Source organism: Nocardia sp. NBC_00403, assembly GCF_036046055.1.
Taxonomy (GTDB): Bacteria; Actinomycetota; Actinomycetes; order Mycobacteriales; family Mycobacteriaceae; genus Nocardia.
The window spans coordinates 923,787-938,368 of sequence record NZ_CP107939.1; the positions used below are offsets into that span (position 1 = coordinate 923,787).

Here is a 14,582-nt window from a genome sequence, read left to right on the forward strand (position 1 = left end):
CACCGCGCCGCTCCGGTAGGGCTGCCGGAGCGGCGATTAGCAGGAAAGTGGGTGATTTCCCTATTCAGCGGACAGCGGCGCGGCTTTGATGAACCAGTTGATGATCTCCTCGCCGGCGAGGATGCCCGAGGCCCGGGTGATGGTGAGATTGGGATGAGTGAAGTTCAGTTGCTCGAGTTCGCCGTGGCGGGGTCGGATGGCCGAGTCGGCCGTGCGGAGCATTTCGGCATCCAGTGCGCCGTCGCCGGCGGCGAGAGTCATTGCAGCATGGGACAGCTCGCCGTTCTCGACCAGTCGGCGGCGAACTTCCTGGACGGCGCGGCTCTTGCAGACGGCCGTCGGCATGGTGTAGATCTTGCGGCCCTGCTGGGAGGCCGACCACCCGCGAGTGCGGCACCAGCCGTCCCATTCGGCGAGGAAACCCTCGGGCACCTCTTTCGGCTTGACCACCAGATAGTTGAACAGGTGGTCGGCGACACGGAACTTGGTGACCCAGCTGTCATCGATGCGCGCACGGAGCTCGGCATTGATCTCCGACAGCGTCGCACCGCCCGCGCGAACCTGGTCGTCGATATCGATGCGCCAGCGCATATCGGGCAGACCGTCGACAAGGATATTGCCGCCGTTGCTGGTGATCGCGTATCGCCATGGGGCGCCTGGCAATTGGATGCGTTCGAACTGCTTGATGGTGCGGGTGGTCGTCGGAATGACGGCGGCGGGTTCGGTCAGGGTCTGCATCCGCAGGGCCGCGGTGGTCGTCATGAACGACAGTGGCTCACCTTCCAGATGCTCCACACACACCGTCGGCACCGCGGTGGCCGCGCTGAAAGCGTTGCGCGAGTAGATCATCGTCCGGTCCAGGTCGGTGGCTACCAGCGTCTGTCTTCGTAGGCTTCGTAGGTGCATCACTGCTGTACGTCCTTGATCAATCCCATGCACGAATAGGCGAGGTCTCCCACGACCTCCACCGGGACACCGCGGGCCGCGGCAAGCAAGCGCAGGTGAGCGTGCTCGGGCGCATCGGCCGCACGGACGAGCACCCGCCACGGCACGCGACGCAGCAGCACCCTGGTGGTCTCGCCGACACCGGGTTTCACGAAATTCACGCTACCGATGCCGTACTGCTCACGCACCCGCTCCACCGAGGCCCAGCCCGACCAGGTCGGTGTCCGGTTGCTGTCGCGGATGGCAGCGACCTCGGCGGGCACCCGGTCTCGGACCGCGTCGAAAGCGCCGCTCACCGCGTCGAGCAGACGCACGGAGACATCGTCACCGGTCAGCTCGCGATAGAACTTCGCGCCGTGGAAATCGCCGGGTGCGATCAGGGTGTCGTTCAATACCGTGCGTGAAATCAGGCCGGAGACGGTCGAATTCAGGCAGGCCGACGCGATGAGGAAGTCATCGCGGGTGCCGTAGGTACGCACGCAATGCCCCGGATCGGCGAGTACGGCCAGTTCGTCGTTGAACCGAGCGCCACCCGCGGCGTGGTACGCGTCGAGTGCTTCGGTGAGTTCCCTGGTGATGGCGCCCTTGCCGGTCCAACCGTCGACGAACACCACCGACGCCGGATCATGATGCTTGGCAAGGTAGTCCAATGCGACGGCATCGATGCCGCGATCACGCACGATCGACACCGCATAATGCGGCACCTCGAGACTCGGCAGGTCGCCGCAACGGCCGGCAGCCAGCCAGCGGCGCATGAGGATACCCACTGGAGTGCCGGCACGAGCCAACGACACCAGCACGATGTCGTTGCCGCGCTCGGCGACAACCAGCTCCGCCACCGTCGCGACGGCAAGCGCGAGCCGCTCGGCACTGGCCTCGAGCACCTCGTCGAACAACGACCGATAGGCCGCATCCGGCTGATATTCGACCGGCAGCGATTCGGCGTAATGCGCGACTCCCGCCTGGATCCGACGCTCCCGCTCAGCGACGTCCGCCTCGAGGTCGACGTCGGACAGATCCTTCAGCAGCCAGGAAACCTCCTCGGGCGCATACGATCCGAAGTCCGGACCGTGCAGCGGAGCGGGAAGTTCTACTGCGGGGACGGTATTCACAGCAGCTGACCTCATCATGGCGACCGTGTCGGGCACTGCCGTACCCGACGGCAATTGATCGACCCGCCCTGCGTGCAGCATGCGCGGATCAGCACCGGGCAACACCGCGACGACGGCATCGGCGCCGGAGGCGGTGAGCACATCGATCAACCCACCGTCGGCAACGAGTTCGGCGGTGTCGGCAGGGGAATCGATGACGACAACCAGGACCGGATCGCCGCCCGCTGTGGAATTCGCCGACTGGCTGCCGAGGCTTTCGTCGGTGCCGACGAGTAGGCTCGACCGCTGCATCGACTCCGGATCGCGCGCGCCGGAAAACTCCTCGGCCCAATGCGCGTTGTAAAGGTAGCGAGGCTGCTCCTGACCGACCTCCGGTGCCAGGAAACGGAATCCACGACGCAGTGGATAGCCGGGTTCGTCGAGCACGTACGCCGGTGACCGCGTAGTGGTCTGGTACCGGGTCGGCATGCCGGATTCGGCGAGTTGCGCCGCCATCCGAAGCGGCATGTACATCAACTCTTCGTGCGCTAGCACGATCACCGGCCGGCCGGGGAATTCCGCATCGAGCTTCGTCCGCACCACCTCGGTCGCAGCGGTGACAGCGGAATCGAACGCGGTCATGTCCGAACGCAGAATCCCATGCCTACCGCCCTCCGGCACCGCCGCGGGCCACGGTAGTTCCATTCGCGTGAACGAACCTCGCTGCTCAGCAATAGGATTCAGCTCAGGTTCGGGTAGCGCGGCGACCGCGTCCACCAATCCGTCCGGCAATGCGGTGCGGCCGGACGCGAGGCACACCGTGTCGATCCGCGCGCCGATTCGCTGCGCCGCCGCTTCGAAAGCGGCGCGATCATCCTCGGTGCGCATATCCACCAGCGAAGCAAGCAGGTAGTGCGACCTCGGCGAGAACGCGTGCAGCGCATGGATTGCATCGAGAGCCGTAGCGCCGGTGGATATCTCGTCGTCTACCAACACGAGCGGGAGGTCGTTGGCGAAAATATCGGCCGGTGCAGGTTGCAGCTGGTGCGAGGTGGCGTGCGAATGCCCCTCCTCGAACCCGGTGAGTGTCTCCGCTTCGGCGACGTCTCGCCGGGTCGAATGCAGGTAGCAGCCCGCACCGATCCGCGCCGCCACACAATGACCGAGACCTGTTGCGGTTTCGGCGAACCCGAGTACGACCGCTTCCCGGTCACCGAGCACTCCGCGCACCAGGTCACCGAGCCGGTTGCCCGCATCGAGCACCACTCGTGGGTCCGTCGGCAGATGCTTGCCGAGCACCGTCGACACCAGCAGATGCGCGCGTCGCGGGTTGCGACGCAGGCCCGGCTGGATCAGCGACTCGATCGACAGTTCTACCGGTAACGCGCTGGTCGCCACGTCGGGATCGACCGGTCCGTACGAATCATCGTGGAACAGCGCCATACCGAGCGTCCTCGTCGCCCAGGGGATAGCAGTCCCGATCAGGTCAGCAGACGCGCCACTCATACCTTCACCATCGCCGACAGCAGATCCACGAACGAAACTCCCTTATTCGCCACACCGAACACCCGCGCCCGCAGCAGCGTCTGCCGCGCCCAACTGCGGTGCGGCCGCATCTCGTTCATCTTGTTGCGGTAGCCGGATGCCGCAACACCACCCACGTCGACCTGCAGAATGTCGAGTGCGTCGGAGTACTCCTCGTGCGTCACCACCGACAGCGCGTGCACGGCGGCCACGTGCGAGGGGTGGATCACCGTCTTGCCTTGGATGCCGTTGGCCCGGTCCAGCGTGATCTCACGCAGCAACCCGTCCAGATCCCGGCTGACCAGGTACTGCCGGAACGGCACCGCATCGGACTCTTCGAAGGGCGCGGTGCGCAGCAACGGCCGGAACATCCGCTCGTGATCGGCGAAGTACTCCCATACCGGGCCGGTGATGACGAAACCCGTACCATCCGCTCGCCCAAGGTAATTCACGATGTCGGCGATGACATCCGCGACCACCCGCACGTCGTAGATGGTCAGATCCCGGTCACGCCGGATGCCGAAGGTCGAGCACATGTCCGTCGCGCCGACCCGCACCGCGAGCACCCGCTCCCGATGCTCGGCGAGCAACGTCGCGATCTGGGTCAGCTCGTCGTCGCGGGTCTGCCGATGCACCAGTCCCGCCGATTCGAGCACCGGCATCCCGTATATCGGCCGGTCGAGCAGCTCCGCGGCGGTCTCGAGCGCGTCGAGATATTTGGTTCCCGTGGTGCTGTCGAATTTGGGGAAGACGAATCCGGTGAGCACCGCCGCACCCGCCCCGAGCTGCTCGACGATCTCGGTGATCGCGTCCGCGTCGCGAACCCGGACGAACAGCAGCGGATTCGGATCCTCGCTGCCTGCCAGCAGATCCAGCGTCGCCACCGTCTGCTGCTTGGCGAATTCCACCTCGTGGTCGGCGACCGCGTCCTCGAGATCGATCACCATCGAACACACGCCGCGCTCGGCACGTTTGGCGATCGTCACGGCGAGATCCGGCCGGGTCGCGGGTGCGTACAACGTGGCGCCGAGCGCGATCGCCAGTAGCTCCCGATCAGCGTGGTCGCCGAAAGGTTCGGGCTGCCGATGGAAAAGATGCCGTGCCTCCGGGCCGTGCAACTGCCGAAAATGGCGCAGTGGCAGTCGTTTCCGCAGCGAAACCGCCTGCGGGACGGCGATGCCTGCGGTCATCGTTGCCCCATCCTCATTCTCGTCGTGGTCCTGCTTGTTTTCTCATTCGATCCACTACCCCGGCTATGAATTCGGTGATGGAATCCAGTTCCGTCACATAGGCCCAGTAGTCGGGGTGTCGCCCCGACAGTGTTTCGGCGATTCGGTCGATTCGGTCCACCTGTGCATCGAGCACAGATCCCCATTCGGCGGTGAGCCCCCGGCCCACCGCGAGCATTTGTGCGTCCCGCAGCCGAAATCGTACGGCCTTGGCCTTCTCTTGCGGATTGTCCCGAACTTCGCGCAGCATGGTGAGCCGTTTGGTCACGGCGTCCACCTGCTGCTCGGCCTCGGTCAGAGACCCGCGCGCGGATGTGGTCAGATCAAGTGCAGACTCCGGGTTGTTCTGGGCCAATGCCACGCGCGCCTGTACCAGGGCTACGTCCGCGGCATCGATGGCCCGTTGGCTTTCCCGCCCATTGTTAGCCAGATCCGCGGAACTTGCAGCATTGAACTCGCGCAGCAGCGTAGAGAAGGCCGGCGCCAGCCGTTCGGCTCTGGTGCGCACGGCCGCCAACCTGGTGCTCGCCGAGCTGATCGCGGTGGTCGCGGTCCCTTCGCGAGATGGGGCCTGCGCCAATGCTTCTGTCAATTCCTTGGTTGCCGCTTCGAGGCGATTGGCAGCGGCTCGGACGGTCGCGGCAGCCTCGGGACCTGCGGCTTCCAGTGTGATCAGAGCCTCATCGACGGCGGCCGCGGCCTGTCGTACCGACGGGTAGCCGACGTAGTCCGACTCGGCCGCCTGCCGGCGAACACCCGCCGCGGTGATCTTCACCTGTTCGGCCAGCTGCGGCACCGTCCGATACACGGCAAGGGCGCGCTCGAGCTGTGTCTGATTGCCGCCGTAGAACTCATCCACCGCCACCGCCGCCGCATTCAGCTGCCGGACCAGCGCATCGGCGCGGGCCTGCCCCTGTGGGACGGGAGTGCCGTCGCGCTCGGCCGTATCCAACTCGTCGTTGAACGCCAGGTACGCGCCCGCCGCGTCATAGCACCGGCTGCGCACCGTTTCCCAGTTCGCGCTCATCCGTCGATCCGGGAACACTTGCTCGGCGGCGTGCACGGCCGCCTCGGCCGCGCTCTGGCGCCGATCCATATCGAGGAAGCCAGCAGTCAGCGCCGGTCGGGCCTGCTGAATCCATTCATTGTGCCCCGATGACCGGAACCATCCACGCCTGCGGCCTGCCACGCCCCGATGGTAGGCGGTGGACTCGTGTGTGCCTGCCCGAGCACAAGACTGCGCACCTTCCGGCGATCTTCCAGTTCGCCGGGGGTTGTACGGGTTCCTACGCAACTTCGCCGAAACCTACTACTGTCGTATGTCGTACCCGGCGATTCGGACATGCTGGGAACCTCAAACGTCTATTGAAAGGGATTCCCGCATGGGTGTCAGTTTGTCCAAGGGCGGCAACGTCTCGCTGACCAAGGCGGCGCCGAACCTTACCGCCGTTGCGGTCGGTCTCGGGTGGGACCTGCGGTCCACCACCGGCACCGACTTCGACCTCGATGCCAGCGCCATCGCGACCGGTGCGGACAAGAAGGTGCTGTCGGACCAGCACTTCGTGTTTTTCAACAACCTCAAGTCCCCCGAAGGCGCCATCGAGCACACCGGTGACAACAAGACCGGTGAGGGCGAGGGCGACGACGAGGTGATCAACGTCGACCTGGCGGCCACCCCGCCGACGATCGAGAGCATCTTCTTCCCGGTTTCGATCTACGACGCGGACGGCCGTCAGCAGTCCTTCGGTCAGGTGCGCAACGCCTACATTCGCGTCGTCGACCGCAGCAACGGCTCCGAATTGGCCCGCTACGACCTCACCGAGGACGCCTCCACCGAGACCGCCATGGTCTTCGGTGAGCTGTACCGCAACGGGGCCGAGTGGAAGTTCCGCGCCATCGGCCAGGGCTACGCTTCGGGTCTGGCCGGTATCGCCCGCGATTACGGCGTGAACGTCTAAGCACGACCTTGCTTGTCAGGGGGCTCGGCGACGGGCCCCCTGTTCGCGCGACAACGCGCCGAGACGCACGCAACACCGTTGGACAACCGCCGATTCAGCAGCCACGCTGGAACTAGCCGTCACCAACCCGGTCTCTTCATTCACACGTGCTCGGACGAAAGTCCGAGTCGCCGCATAGGAAAGGTCCCCGCGTGGTCCTGCGCATTTTCGGCATGTCCTTCATCGTCACGGTGGTCTCGCTTATCGTGGCGTTCCTGTACGGCGGACCGACCGCGTTCGCACTCGCCGCGATCCTCGGTATCCTCGAGGTCTCGCTGTCGTTCGACAACGCGGTCATCAATGCGACTGTGCTGGAACGAATGAGCGAGTTCTGGCAGAAGATCTTCCTCACCATCGGTGTGGTGATCGCGGTGTTCGGTATGCGCCTGGTCTTCCCGCTGGCGATCGTGTGGATCACCGCGGGCCTCGACCCGGTGAAGGCCTTCGATCTGGCGCTGAACCCGCCCGCCGACGACGCCGCGACCTTCCCGGACGGCAGCAAGAGCTATGAGACGTTGCTCACCGACGCACACCCGCAGATCGCCGCGTTCGGCGGCATGTTCCTGCTGCTGCTGTTCCTGAACTTCATCTTCGAGGAACGCGACATCACCTGGCTGTCCTGGCTGGAGCGGCCGCTGGCCCGGCTCGGCAAGCTCGACATGCTCTCGGTGGTCGTCTCCGGTGTCGCACTGATCCTGACCGCGGAGTTCATCGCAACCGAAGAAGAGCGCGCCACCGTCCTGCTCGCCGGCTTGCTCGGCATGCTCACCTACATCGTGGTGGACGGACTCGGCTCGATGTTCCACACCGAGGAGGAGGACACCGACGGTCCTTCGGAACTCGCCAAGGCCGCGGGCAAGGCCGGGTTCTTCCTGTTCCTGTACCTGGAAGTGCTCGACGCGTCGTTCTCCTTCGACGGCGTGATCGGCGCCTTCGCCATCACCTCCGACCCGATCATCATCGCGCTCGGCCTCGGCCTGATCGGCGCCATGTTCGTCCGCTCCATCACGGTCTACCTGGTGCGCAAGGGCACGCTCTCGGAGTACGTGTATCTGGAGCACGGCGCACACTGGGCGATCGGTGCGCTGGCCATCATCCTGATGGTCTCGATCGGCGTACACATCAACGACCTCGTCACCGGCCTTGTCGGTGTCGCGTTCATCGGTGCTGCCTTCATCACCAGCATCGTTCGCAACGGTCGCGAGGATGATGCCGAAGAAGTGAAGAGCGAACGGGAACCGACGCCGGTAGGCTGACATTCGGCAGACAGTCGACGAACTTCGAGCGGCAATGGCTGTATTTCAGCCATTGCCGCTTTCTTTGTGTACGAGGGGGAATCGCTCCGATGGCGAAGGACAACACTCCCGGCGGCGTCAACCAGTCGAAATTGACGCTGTCGAAAGCTACGCCGAGCACCACCCTCGTCAAACCCGGTGACCAGCCCGGAGTCATGCGGGTGAACCTGAATTGGACCACCGGTTCGAAGGGTTTCTTCCGCAAGTCCAAGCCTGTCGAGCTGAAGCTCGGTTGCCTCTATGAGCTGTCCAACGGGGCCAAAGGTGTGATTGCGGCTATCGGAAACAATTTCGGCGCACTGGATTCCGAGCCGCACATCGTCCTCGACGGCGACGATCGCAGCGATGCGGCGAACGCCGGCGCGAACCTGCACATCGATCTTGCGAGGCCAGAACTGTTTCGACGCGTCCTGATCTTCGCCGCCGGCTCCGACGGCGTGCCGAACTGGGCCGCCGCCAATGGCGTTGTCACCCTGTTCCCCACATCCGGCCCGCAGATCGAGGTTCGCCTCGACGCCCCGGTGCGAGGCGCCGACTCGTGTGCTGTTGCGCTGCTGCAGCATCAGGGCACCGGCATCACTGTGCACCGGGAGGTCCACTATGTCGAGGGCGCCCAGCGCGCCATCGACGAGGCTTACCGGTGGGGCATGGACTGGCACAGCGCGAGCACGTAGCTCAGCGCGCCCCCACCGCCACCACGCGCGGCTGTTCGACCGCGGCAACAGGTCGCCGCGACGCGAGCACCATGCCGATCACGCCGACCGCGAGTCCGGCAACGGTCAAGGGCCGCAACGGTTGATCGACCAGCAGCCACGCGAGGGTCGCGGTCACCACCGGCGTCGCGAAGAACAGTCGGCCGACCCGGGTCGCATCCCAGCGCTGCAGCATGTGGTTCAGCAGCAGGAACGCGACCATCGAGTTCATGAACACCATCCAGGCCAGTGATTGCGCGAAGCGGCCCATATCCCAGATATGCAGTTGCCCACTGGCCCAAGCCGATACACCCGCGATCGGCGCGCTCGCCACCACGTGCACGGCGGTCGCTGCGCGTGGATCAACCTGCGGGACGAACCGTTTCTGATACACCGTCCCGATGCTCAGGCCGAGCAATCCGACCACGCACAACAGTAGCCCGACCATCGACATGGCCGACTGGTCCAGCACGGCCAACCCCACACCGACGCCGCCGATCCCGAAGCCGAACCACTGCCGCACCGTGACGGTTTCGCCGATGAACCCGGCGAACAACGCGATGACCACCGGATTCAACCCCTGCACCAGCGCGATCACAGCACCCGAAACATGGTGGCTCATCGCGGTATAGAACGCACCGAACTGCACGATCTGCATCAGCAGACCCGCAACGACCACATGCCGGAGCTCGGCACCCTGTGGCCATCGCGCCCCCACCGCTCGCGCGTACAGCGCGAGCAACAGGCCCGCGATGGCGAACCGCCCGAACAACACCATCAGCGGCGGCGCGGCGCCGACTCCGATGATCCCCGCGATGAACGCACTGCTCCACAGCACAACAAAGAGCGGCTGCATGGCCACCGTCGCGATGCGATCTTTCACGAATCCTCCCGATGCAACCGGCTAAAGCGGTTACTACCGTCGCACCTGCTTTACTAACCTGTCAAGGCGGTTACCATGAAAGGGTGTTCGCCTTCGTAAGCGGTAACCTCGCCCTGGACTTCGCAGGCACGGTCAAAGCCCGAGCCACGACGTTCGACGACTACCTCCGGACACCGGCCGACCTCGACGAATGGCTCGTCGCCGCCGATCTGCTCGACGGCGAACCACACTGCGACACAGCGATATTCGACCGTGCCGTGCGCCTGCGCGAAGCCGCCTACCGACTGGCCCTTGCCGCCGCCGAGGATGAACCGTTCGCCGAGACCGACCGCGGCATGGTCAACGAGCTGGCAGTCGGCGAACTGCCCCGTCTGACACTGCAATCCGATGCCACGTTGATCCGCACCGGAACTCCCGAGGCCGCCATCACGGCCATCGCCCGTGCCGCCGTCGAAATGCTCGGTGGACCCGAGCGGCAGCTGATCAAGGCATGCGGCCGCCCCGTGTGCACCCGCCTCTACGTGGACACCTCACGCGGCAAGTCGCGCCGCTGGTGCGATATGACCCAGTGCGGCAATCGCGCCAAGAGCGCCGCATTCCGCGCCAGACACGCCGCGGACTGAGCAAACCCACCCGACTGCCCAACTAGGCGGCTGCCTCGCCTTCGCTCGACCCGGCGCGGCTATCGGCGGACCGCGTCCGACAGTGCCATTAAGCGGCTGCCTCGCCTTCGCTCGACCCGGCGCGACTGTCAGCGGACCGCGTCCGACAGTGCCATTAAGCGGCTGCCTCGCCTTCGCTCGACCCGGCGCGGCTATCGGCGGACCGCGTCCGACAGTGCCATTAAGCGGCTGCCTCGCCTTCGCTCGACCCGGCGCGGCTATCGGCGGACCGCGTCCGACAGTGCCATTAAGCGGCTGCCTCGCCTTCGCTCGACCCGGCGCGGCTATCGGCGGACCGCGTCCGACAGTGCCATTAAGCGGCTGCCTCGCCTTCGCTCGACCCGGCGCGACTGTCGGCGGACTGCGCCCGACAGTGCCATTAAGCGGCTGCCTCGCCTTCGCTCGACCCGGCGCGACTGTCGGCGGACTGCGCCCGACAGTGCCATTAAGCCACCGGCACCAAGTCGCCGCGGTCCAAACGCGAGATCGGCGGTGGCGCAGGTCGGAACCCGCGCGGCAGCGCCCGCGCGAACAGGAAGAAGAACACTACGAGCAGAACGGCGCGACCCCAGACACCGAACTGGACCACGTTCTCCATCAGATCCACCGAGGTGCCGGAACCGATCGAATAGAAGTATCGGAACACCCCGATGCCGATAGCCGCGTCGGCCACCAGGTACGCGCCGATCGCCGACCACGGCACTTCGAGCAACACCAGGAACGGAACAAGCCACAACGTGTACTGCGGCGAATGCACCTTGTGGAACAACAGGAATCCACACAGCATCGCGCCGCTGACCCCGATCCACGGGAAGGCGCCGGTCCTGGTGAATCGCTTCCAGCCCAACCACATCGCGAGCGCGAAGGACGCGAGCACCAGGGTGGGCGAGGCGATCGACACCGCATGCTGAAAGGCCGTCTCGCTGTCGGCGTCCTGCCCGAACAGCTGCCGAAGTCCCCAGTACCAAATGGAATTCGTGGTGATATCGGCCTGACGCAACTGCTGGAAGGTGATCGACGCCCGCCAGCCCTCGTAACCGGCGAGTGCGAAAGGCAGATTCACCGCCACCACGGTGCCGACGGCAGCGGCAGCCGCCATCAATGCGCCGCGCACATCGAGCCGCGCCGGCTCGAGATCTGCCACCTCGCGCCGGCCACCGGTGAGCACATAGGCCAGCAACGGCAGCACGAAGATGCCCGGGTACAGCTTGAAACAGAAGCCGACGCCGAGCAGTACCGCGGCGAGTATTCCCCTGGTGCGCAATGAATATCGGGTCATCGCGGTGACCACGTACACGGCAGCCACCGCCGTGCACACCACGGGGAGCTCCCAGTTGTGGAATGCGTACAGTACCAACGGCGGCCCCGCCGCCCACAGCAGCGCCGCACGTCCGGACAGTCGAACGAGCAACCACGCGGTCAGCAGCGCGAACGGCGCCAGCAGCAGCGCGGAGTGCAGCAGAAATTCGGCGTCATTGTGGGCTCCGACCGCACCGAGCCACATCAGCACACCGCTGAGCACCGGATATTCGACCGCACCCCCGGTCAGCATGCCGTCCTCGGTGATGCCGCCGTCGATATACGGAAAAACATGGTTGTCGATGTCGCGCCCGAGCCACAGGAACTGGATATCGGAATAACAGACATCCGAATCCTTGAGCACGTCGAACACCGAGCTGCGACCGTCCTCGGCAAACGGTGCACCCGCACAGCGCGCCTTGTTCAGGTAGGCGAGCGCCAGCGTGAGCCCGCACAGCAACACCACCACGGCGGAGAGCGCCGCAGTGCGCGTCACACGGCCTGCGATCCTGTCGCTGGCGGCCAGTCCGGTCGGCATGACGACCACCCTAAGTGGCCGGGCCGGGCCACGTTTGGGTCCCCCGCGGATGCGATCGCCCGCGCACCACCCACACCAGGGCGAAATCAGCGGGAGCCAGGCAGCTGTGGGGGCGTTTCGGCGCTCAGCAGCTGCTCATGTAGCCTTGTCGGGTTGCTGACGCAACGACCCTCCTGCCACGGAAAGTCCGTGGCCGTTTCCTAGTCCACAGGAGGTGATTGGTCCGTGCGTCATTACGAAGTGATGGTTATCCTCGATCCGAGCCTGGACGAGCGCACCGTAGCCCCGTCCCTGGAGACCATGCTCGGCGTGGTTCGTACCGAAGGCGGCAAGGTCGACAAGGTCGACATCTGGGGCCGCCGCCGTCTCGCCTATGAAATCGCCAAGCAGGCCGAAGGCATCTACGCGGTGGTCGATCTGACCGCTGAGCCCGCCACGGTCAAGGAACTCGACCGCCAGCTGGGCCTCAACGAGTCGGTGCTGCGCACCAAGGTTCTGCGCCACGGCAAGTGACTCTCGATTGCGTCGGAGCCTGTCTCTAGGCTCTAGCGCAACAGCGAGTGCATTGCGGACTGCAACCGAGCAGGAGGAACCACATGGCAGGCGACACGGTCATCACCGTCATCGGAAACTTGACGGCCGACCCCGAGCTTCGATTCACGCCCGCGGGCGCAGCGGTGGCGAATTTCACCGTCGCTTCGACTCCCCGCGTGTTCGACCGTAATTCGAACGAATGGAAAGACGGCGAAGCGCTCTTCCTGCGCTGCAACATCTGGCGTGAAGCTGCGGAAAATGTCGCTGAAAGCCTGACCCGTGGTTCCCGCGTCATCGTGAGCGGACGACTGAAGCAGCGCTCCTATGAAACCCGCGAGGGTGAGAAGCGCACGGTCGTCGAGCTCGAGGTCGACGAGGTCGGTCCCTCGCTGCGTTACGCCACCGCGAAGGTCGCCAAGGCCAATCGCGGCGGCGGCGGTGGCGGCGGATTCGGTTCCGGCGGCAGCGGTGGCGGCGGTGGCAACTTCGCCCCTGCCGGTGGCAGTGGTGGCGGAGGGCGTTCCGGCGGCGCCGAGGACGACCCTTGGGGCAGCGCACCTGCGGCAGGTTCCTTCGGGGGCAACAGCCGCGTAGACGACGAACCGCCGTTCTGAGAACGGCATTCATCGGCCCGGATCCACTTGGGCCATCAATGATTACGGAGTAAGACATGCCTAAAGCGCCAGCGCGCGAGAAGGTGCTGAAGAAGAAGGCTTGCACCTTCTGCAAGGAAGCCAAGACCGGCACCGTCAATATCGATTACAAGGACACGCAGCTGCTGCGTAAGTACGTCAGTGATCGCGGCAAGATCCGCGCTCGCCGGGTGACCGGCAACTGCGTGCAGCACCAGCGCGATGTCGCCGTTGCCGTGAAGAACTCGCGTGAGGTTGCACTGCTGCCTTACGTGTCGACGGCTCGCTGAGACAGGGAGGCATCGCAATGAAGTTGATTCTGACTGCTGATGTGGACAACCTCGGTGCTCCCGGCGACACCGTGGAAGTCAAGGACGGCTACGGCCGCAACTACCTGCTGCCCCGCGGCCTGGCGATCGTTGCCAGCCGAGGCGCTCAGAAGCAGGTCGAGGGCATCCGCCGGGCGCAGGACGCCCGCAAGGTGCGCAACCTCGATCACGCCAACGAGCTGAAGCAGACCATCGAAGGCCTCGAGGCCGTGTCGCTGTCGGTGAAGACCGCGGGCACCGGCAAGCTGTTCGGCTCGGTGACCCAGGCGGATGTCGCCGCGGCCATCAAGTCGGCGGGCGGCCCTGTTGTCGACAAGCGCAGCATCGAGCTGCCGAAGTCGCACATCAAGTCGACTGGCAAGCACGGCGTTGTGGTGCACCTGCACCCCGACGTGATCGCCAAGTTCGACCTTCAGGTCGCCGCGAACTGAGTTCGCTCCGAAGGCCACTCTCGTGTTCGGCACGAGAGTGGCTTTCGACTGTAATAGCTAAATGTTTGCCATTCGGCAAAAGGGTGATCTGGGTCATTCTCGGCAAATCGCCGCAACGGTTCTACCTCCGGTTATTCCACTTGTGGATCGTCGAGAAAACCAACCGTCCGCAATGTGACCTAGGCCATATCAGTAATCCACACTGTTTTACTCAACACGCCCGGCTGTTCAACTGGACCGACACGCCGACCCGAGATTCATCCACACGTGGATAGATTCGGAAATCAATATCTATCAGCGCGTTTGAATGCAATGACCTGGGTTTTCCCCAAGTAGTACACAGGGGGTGCACACCGTTGGGTAAACAGTCCCCAACTTATCCACAGATGTGTGCACAGTCCGGTTTGGTGACCGCCCCTCCGGTCGCCTAGGTTCGTCGCAATGTCATGAACAGACCAGCAGGAACGTCATGATTCGGTACCTTGCCGCAACGGTTGCTGG

General features: G+C 64.8%; 14 protein-coding genes. 8 read left to right on the forward strand and 6 right to left on the reverse strand.

Translation table 11 applies throughout. The features are described 5' to 3' along the window. Positions 1–60 precede the first annotated feature (60 nt). Genes OHQ90_RS04105 through OHQ90_RS04120 form a run of 4 tightly spaced genes read right to left on the reverse strand, consistent with a single transcriptional unit; the run spans position 61 to position 5,978 of the window. Positions 61–906 (reverse strand): HAD family hydrolase, encoded by an 846-nt coding sequence (locus tag OHQ90_RS04105; protein WP_328407470.1) that lies wholly within the window; start codon positions 904–906, stop codon positions 61–63. Next, on the reverse strand, positions 906–3,542 hold the full coding sequence (locus tag OHQ90_RS04110; RefSeq protein WP_328407472.1) for a phosphoribosyltransferase: 2,637 nt from the start codon (positions 3,540–3,542) through the stop codon (positions 906–908). The genes OHQ90_RS04105 and OHQ90_RS04110 overlap by 1 nt, the downstream gene beginning before the upstream one ends. Continuing rightward, a complete protein-coding gene (locus tag OHQ90_RS04115) occupies positions 3,539–4,750 on the reverse strand; it encodes an HpcH/HpaI aldolase/citrate lyase family protein (RefSeq protein ID WP_328407474.1) in 1,212 nt (403 codons plus the stop codon). Before OHQ90_RS04115 ends, OHQ90_RS04110 begins: the two co-directional genes overlap by 4 nt. A gap of 13 nt (positions 4,751–4,763) precedes the next feature. After that, positions 4,764–5,978, reverse strand: a complete 1,215-nt coding sequence (locus OHQ90_RS04120) for a hypothetical protein (protein ID WP_328407477.1) — start codon at positions 5,976–5,978, stop codon at positions 4,764–4,766. A gap of 193 nt (positions 5,979–6,171) precedes the next feature. Here OHQ90_RS04120 and OHQ90_RS04125 point away from each other — a divergent pair, with 193 nt between their 5' ends. From OHQ90_RS04125 to OHQ90_RS04135, 3 genes are all read left to right on the forward strand, one after another. Then, positions 6,172–6,747 (forward strand): TerD family protein, encoded by a 576-nt coding sequence (locus OHQ90_RS04125; protein ID WP_328407479.1) that lies wholly within the window; start codon positions 6,172–6,174, stop codon positions 6,745–6,747. A 191-nt stretch (positions 6,748–6,938) separates the two neighbouring features. After that, positions 6,939–8,042 carry a DUF475 domain-containing protein gene (locus OHQ90_RS04130; RefSeq protein WP_328407481.1) on the forward strand — a complete coding sequence of 368 codons (1,104 nt, stop codon included), beginning with the start codon at positions 6,939–6,941 and terminating at the stop codon, positions 8,040–8,042. 89 nt (positions 8,043–8,131) lie between these two features. Beyond that, positions 8,132–8,755 (forward strand): Tellurium resistance, encoded by a 624-nt coding sequence (locus tag OHQ90_RS04135; RefSeq protein ID WP_328407483.1) that lies wholly within the window; start codon positions 8,132–8,134, stop codon positions 8,753–8,755. Position 8,756: 1 nt separating this feature from the next. Here OHQ90_RS04135 and OHQ90_RS04140 read toward each other — a convergent pair whose 3' ends face one another. After that, complete coding sequence (locus OHQ90_RS04140) at positions 8,757–9,656, reverse strand: DMT family transporter (protein ID WP_328407485.1); 900 nt, start codon at positions 9,654–9,656, stop codon at positions 8,757–8,759. 83 nt (positions 9,657–9,739) lie between these two features. On the opposite strand from OHQ90_RS04140, the gene OHQ90_RS04145 reads away from it, so the two are divergent. After that, on the forward strand, positions 9,740–10,279 hold the full coding sequence (locus OHQ90_RS04145; protein WP_328407487.1) for a CGNR zinc finger domain-containing protein: 540 nt from the start codon (positions 9,740–9,742) through the stop codon (positions 10,277–10,279). A gap of 484 nt (positions 10,280–10,763) precedes the next feature. Here the strand turns inward: OHQ90_RS04145 and OHQ90_RS04150 are convergent, their stop codons facing one another. Continuing rightward, positions 10,764–12,155 carry a hypothetical protein gene (locus OHQ90_RS04150; protein ID WP_328407489.1) on the reverse strand — a complete coding sequence of 464 codons (1,392 nt, stop codon included), beginning with the start codon at positions 12,153–12,155 and terminating at the stop codon, positions 10,764–10,766. Between the two features lie 225 nt (positions 12,156–12,380). Here OHQ90_RS04150 and rpsF point away from each other — a divergent pair, with 225 nt between their 5' ends. The 4 genes from rpsF to rplI all read left to right on the forward strand — a co-directional run bounded on the left by rpsF (position 12,381) and on the right by rplI (position 14,081). Beyond that, positions 12,381–12,668, forward strand: coding sequence for a 30S ribosomal protein S6 (rpsF, locus tag OHQ90_RS04155; protein WP_328407491.1), 288 nt, complete (start codon positions 12,381–12,383; stop codon positions 12,666–12,668). An 83-nt stretch (positions 12,669–12,751) separates the two neighbouring features. After that, positions 12,752–13,303, forward strand: a complete 552-nt coding sequence (locus tag OHQ90_RS04160; protein ID WP_328407493.1) for a single-stranded DNA-binding protein — start codon at positions 12,752–12,754, stop codon at positions 13,301–13,303. Positions 13,304–13,359: 56 nt separating this feature from the next. Continuing rightward, positions 13,360–13,611, forward strand: coding sequence for a 30S ribosomal protein S18 (rpsR, locus tag OHQ90_RS04165; protein ID WP_328407495.1), 252 nt, complete (start codon positions 13,360–13,362; stop codon positions 13,609–13,611). A 17-nt stretch (positions 13,612–13,628) separates the two neighbouring features. Further along, positions 13,629–14,081: a 50S ribosomal protein L9 gene (gene rplI, locus OHQ90_RS04170; RefSeq protein WP_328407498.1), complete on the forward strand. Its 453-nt coding sequence runs from the start codon at positions 13,629–13,631 to the stop codon at positions 14,079–14,081. The last annotated feature ends 501 nt before the right edge of the window (positions 14,082–14,582 follow it).

Bases quoted from the DNA above. Each gene is read 5' to 3' on its own strand.
- OHQ90_RS04110 (WP_328407472.1), bottom strand. From the start codon at position 3,542: ATGAGTGGCGCGTCTGCTGACCTGATCGGGACTGCTATCCCCTGGGCG.
- OHQ90_RS04105 (WP_328407470.1), bottom strand. From the start codon at position 906: ATGCACCTACGAAGCCTACGAAGACAGACGCTGGTAGCCACCGACCTG.
- OHQ90_RS04135 (WP_328407483.1), top strand. From the start codon at position 8,132: ATGGCGAAGGACAACACTCCCGGCGGCGTCAACCAGTCGAAATTGACG.
- OHQ90_RS04115 (WP_328407474.1), bottom strand. From the start codon at position 4,750: ATGACCGCAGGCATCGCCGTCCCGCAGGCGGTTTCGCTGCGGAAACGA.
- rplI (WP_328407498.1), top strand. From the start codon at position 13,629: ATGAAGTTGATTCTGACTGCTGATGTGGACAACCTCGGTGCTCCCGGC.
- OHQ90_RS04150 (WP_328407489.1), bottom strand. From the start codon at position 12,155: ATGCCGACCGGACTGGCCGCCAGCGACAGGATCGCAGGCCGTGTGACG.
- rpsR (WP_328407495.1), top strand. From the start codon at position 13,360: ATGCCTAAAGCGCCAGCGCGCGAGAAGGTGCTGAAGAAGAAGGCTTGC.
- OHQ90_RS04160 (WP_328407493.1), top strand. From the start codon at position 12,752: ATGGCAGGCGACACGGTCATCACCGTCATCGGAAACTTGACGGCCGAC.
- OHQ90_RS04125 (WP_328407479.1), top strand. From the start codon at position 6,172: ATGGGTGTCAGTTTGTCCAAGGGCGGCAACGTCTCGCTGACCAAGGCG.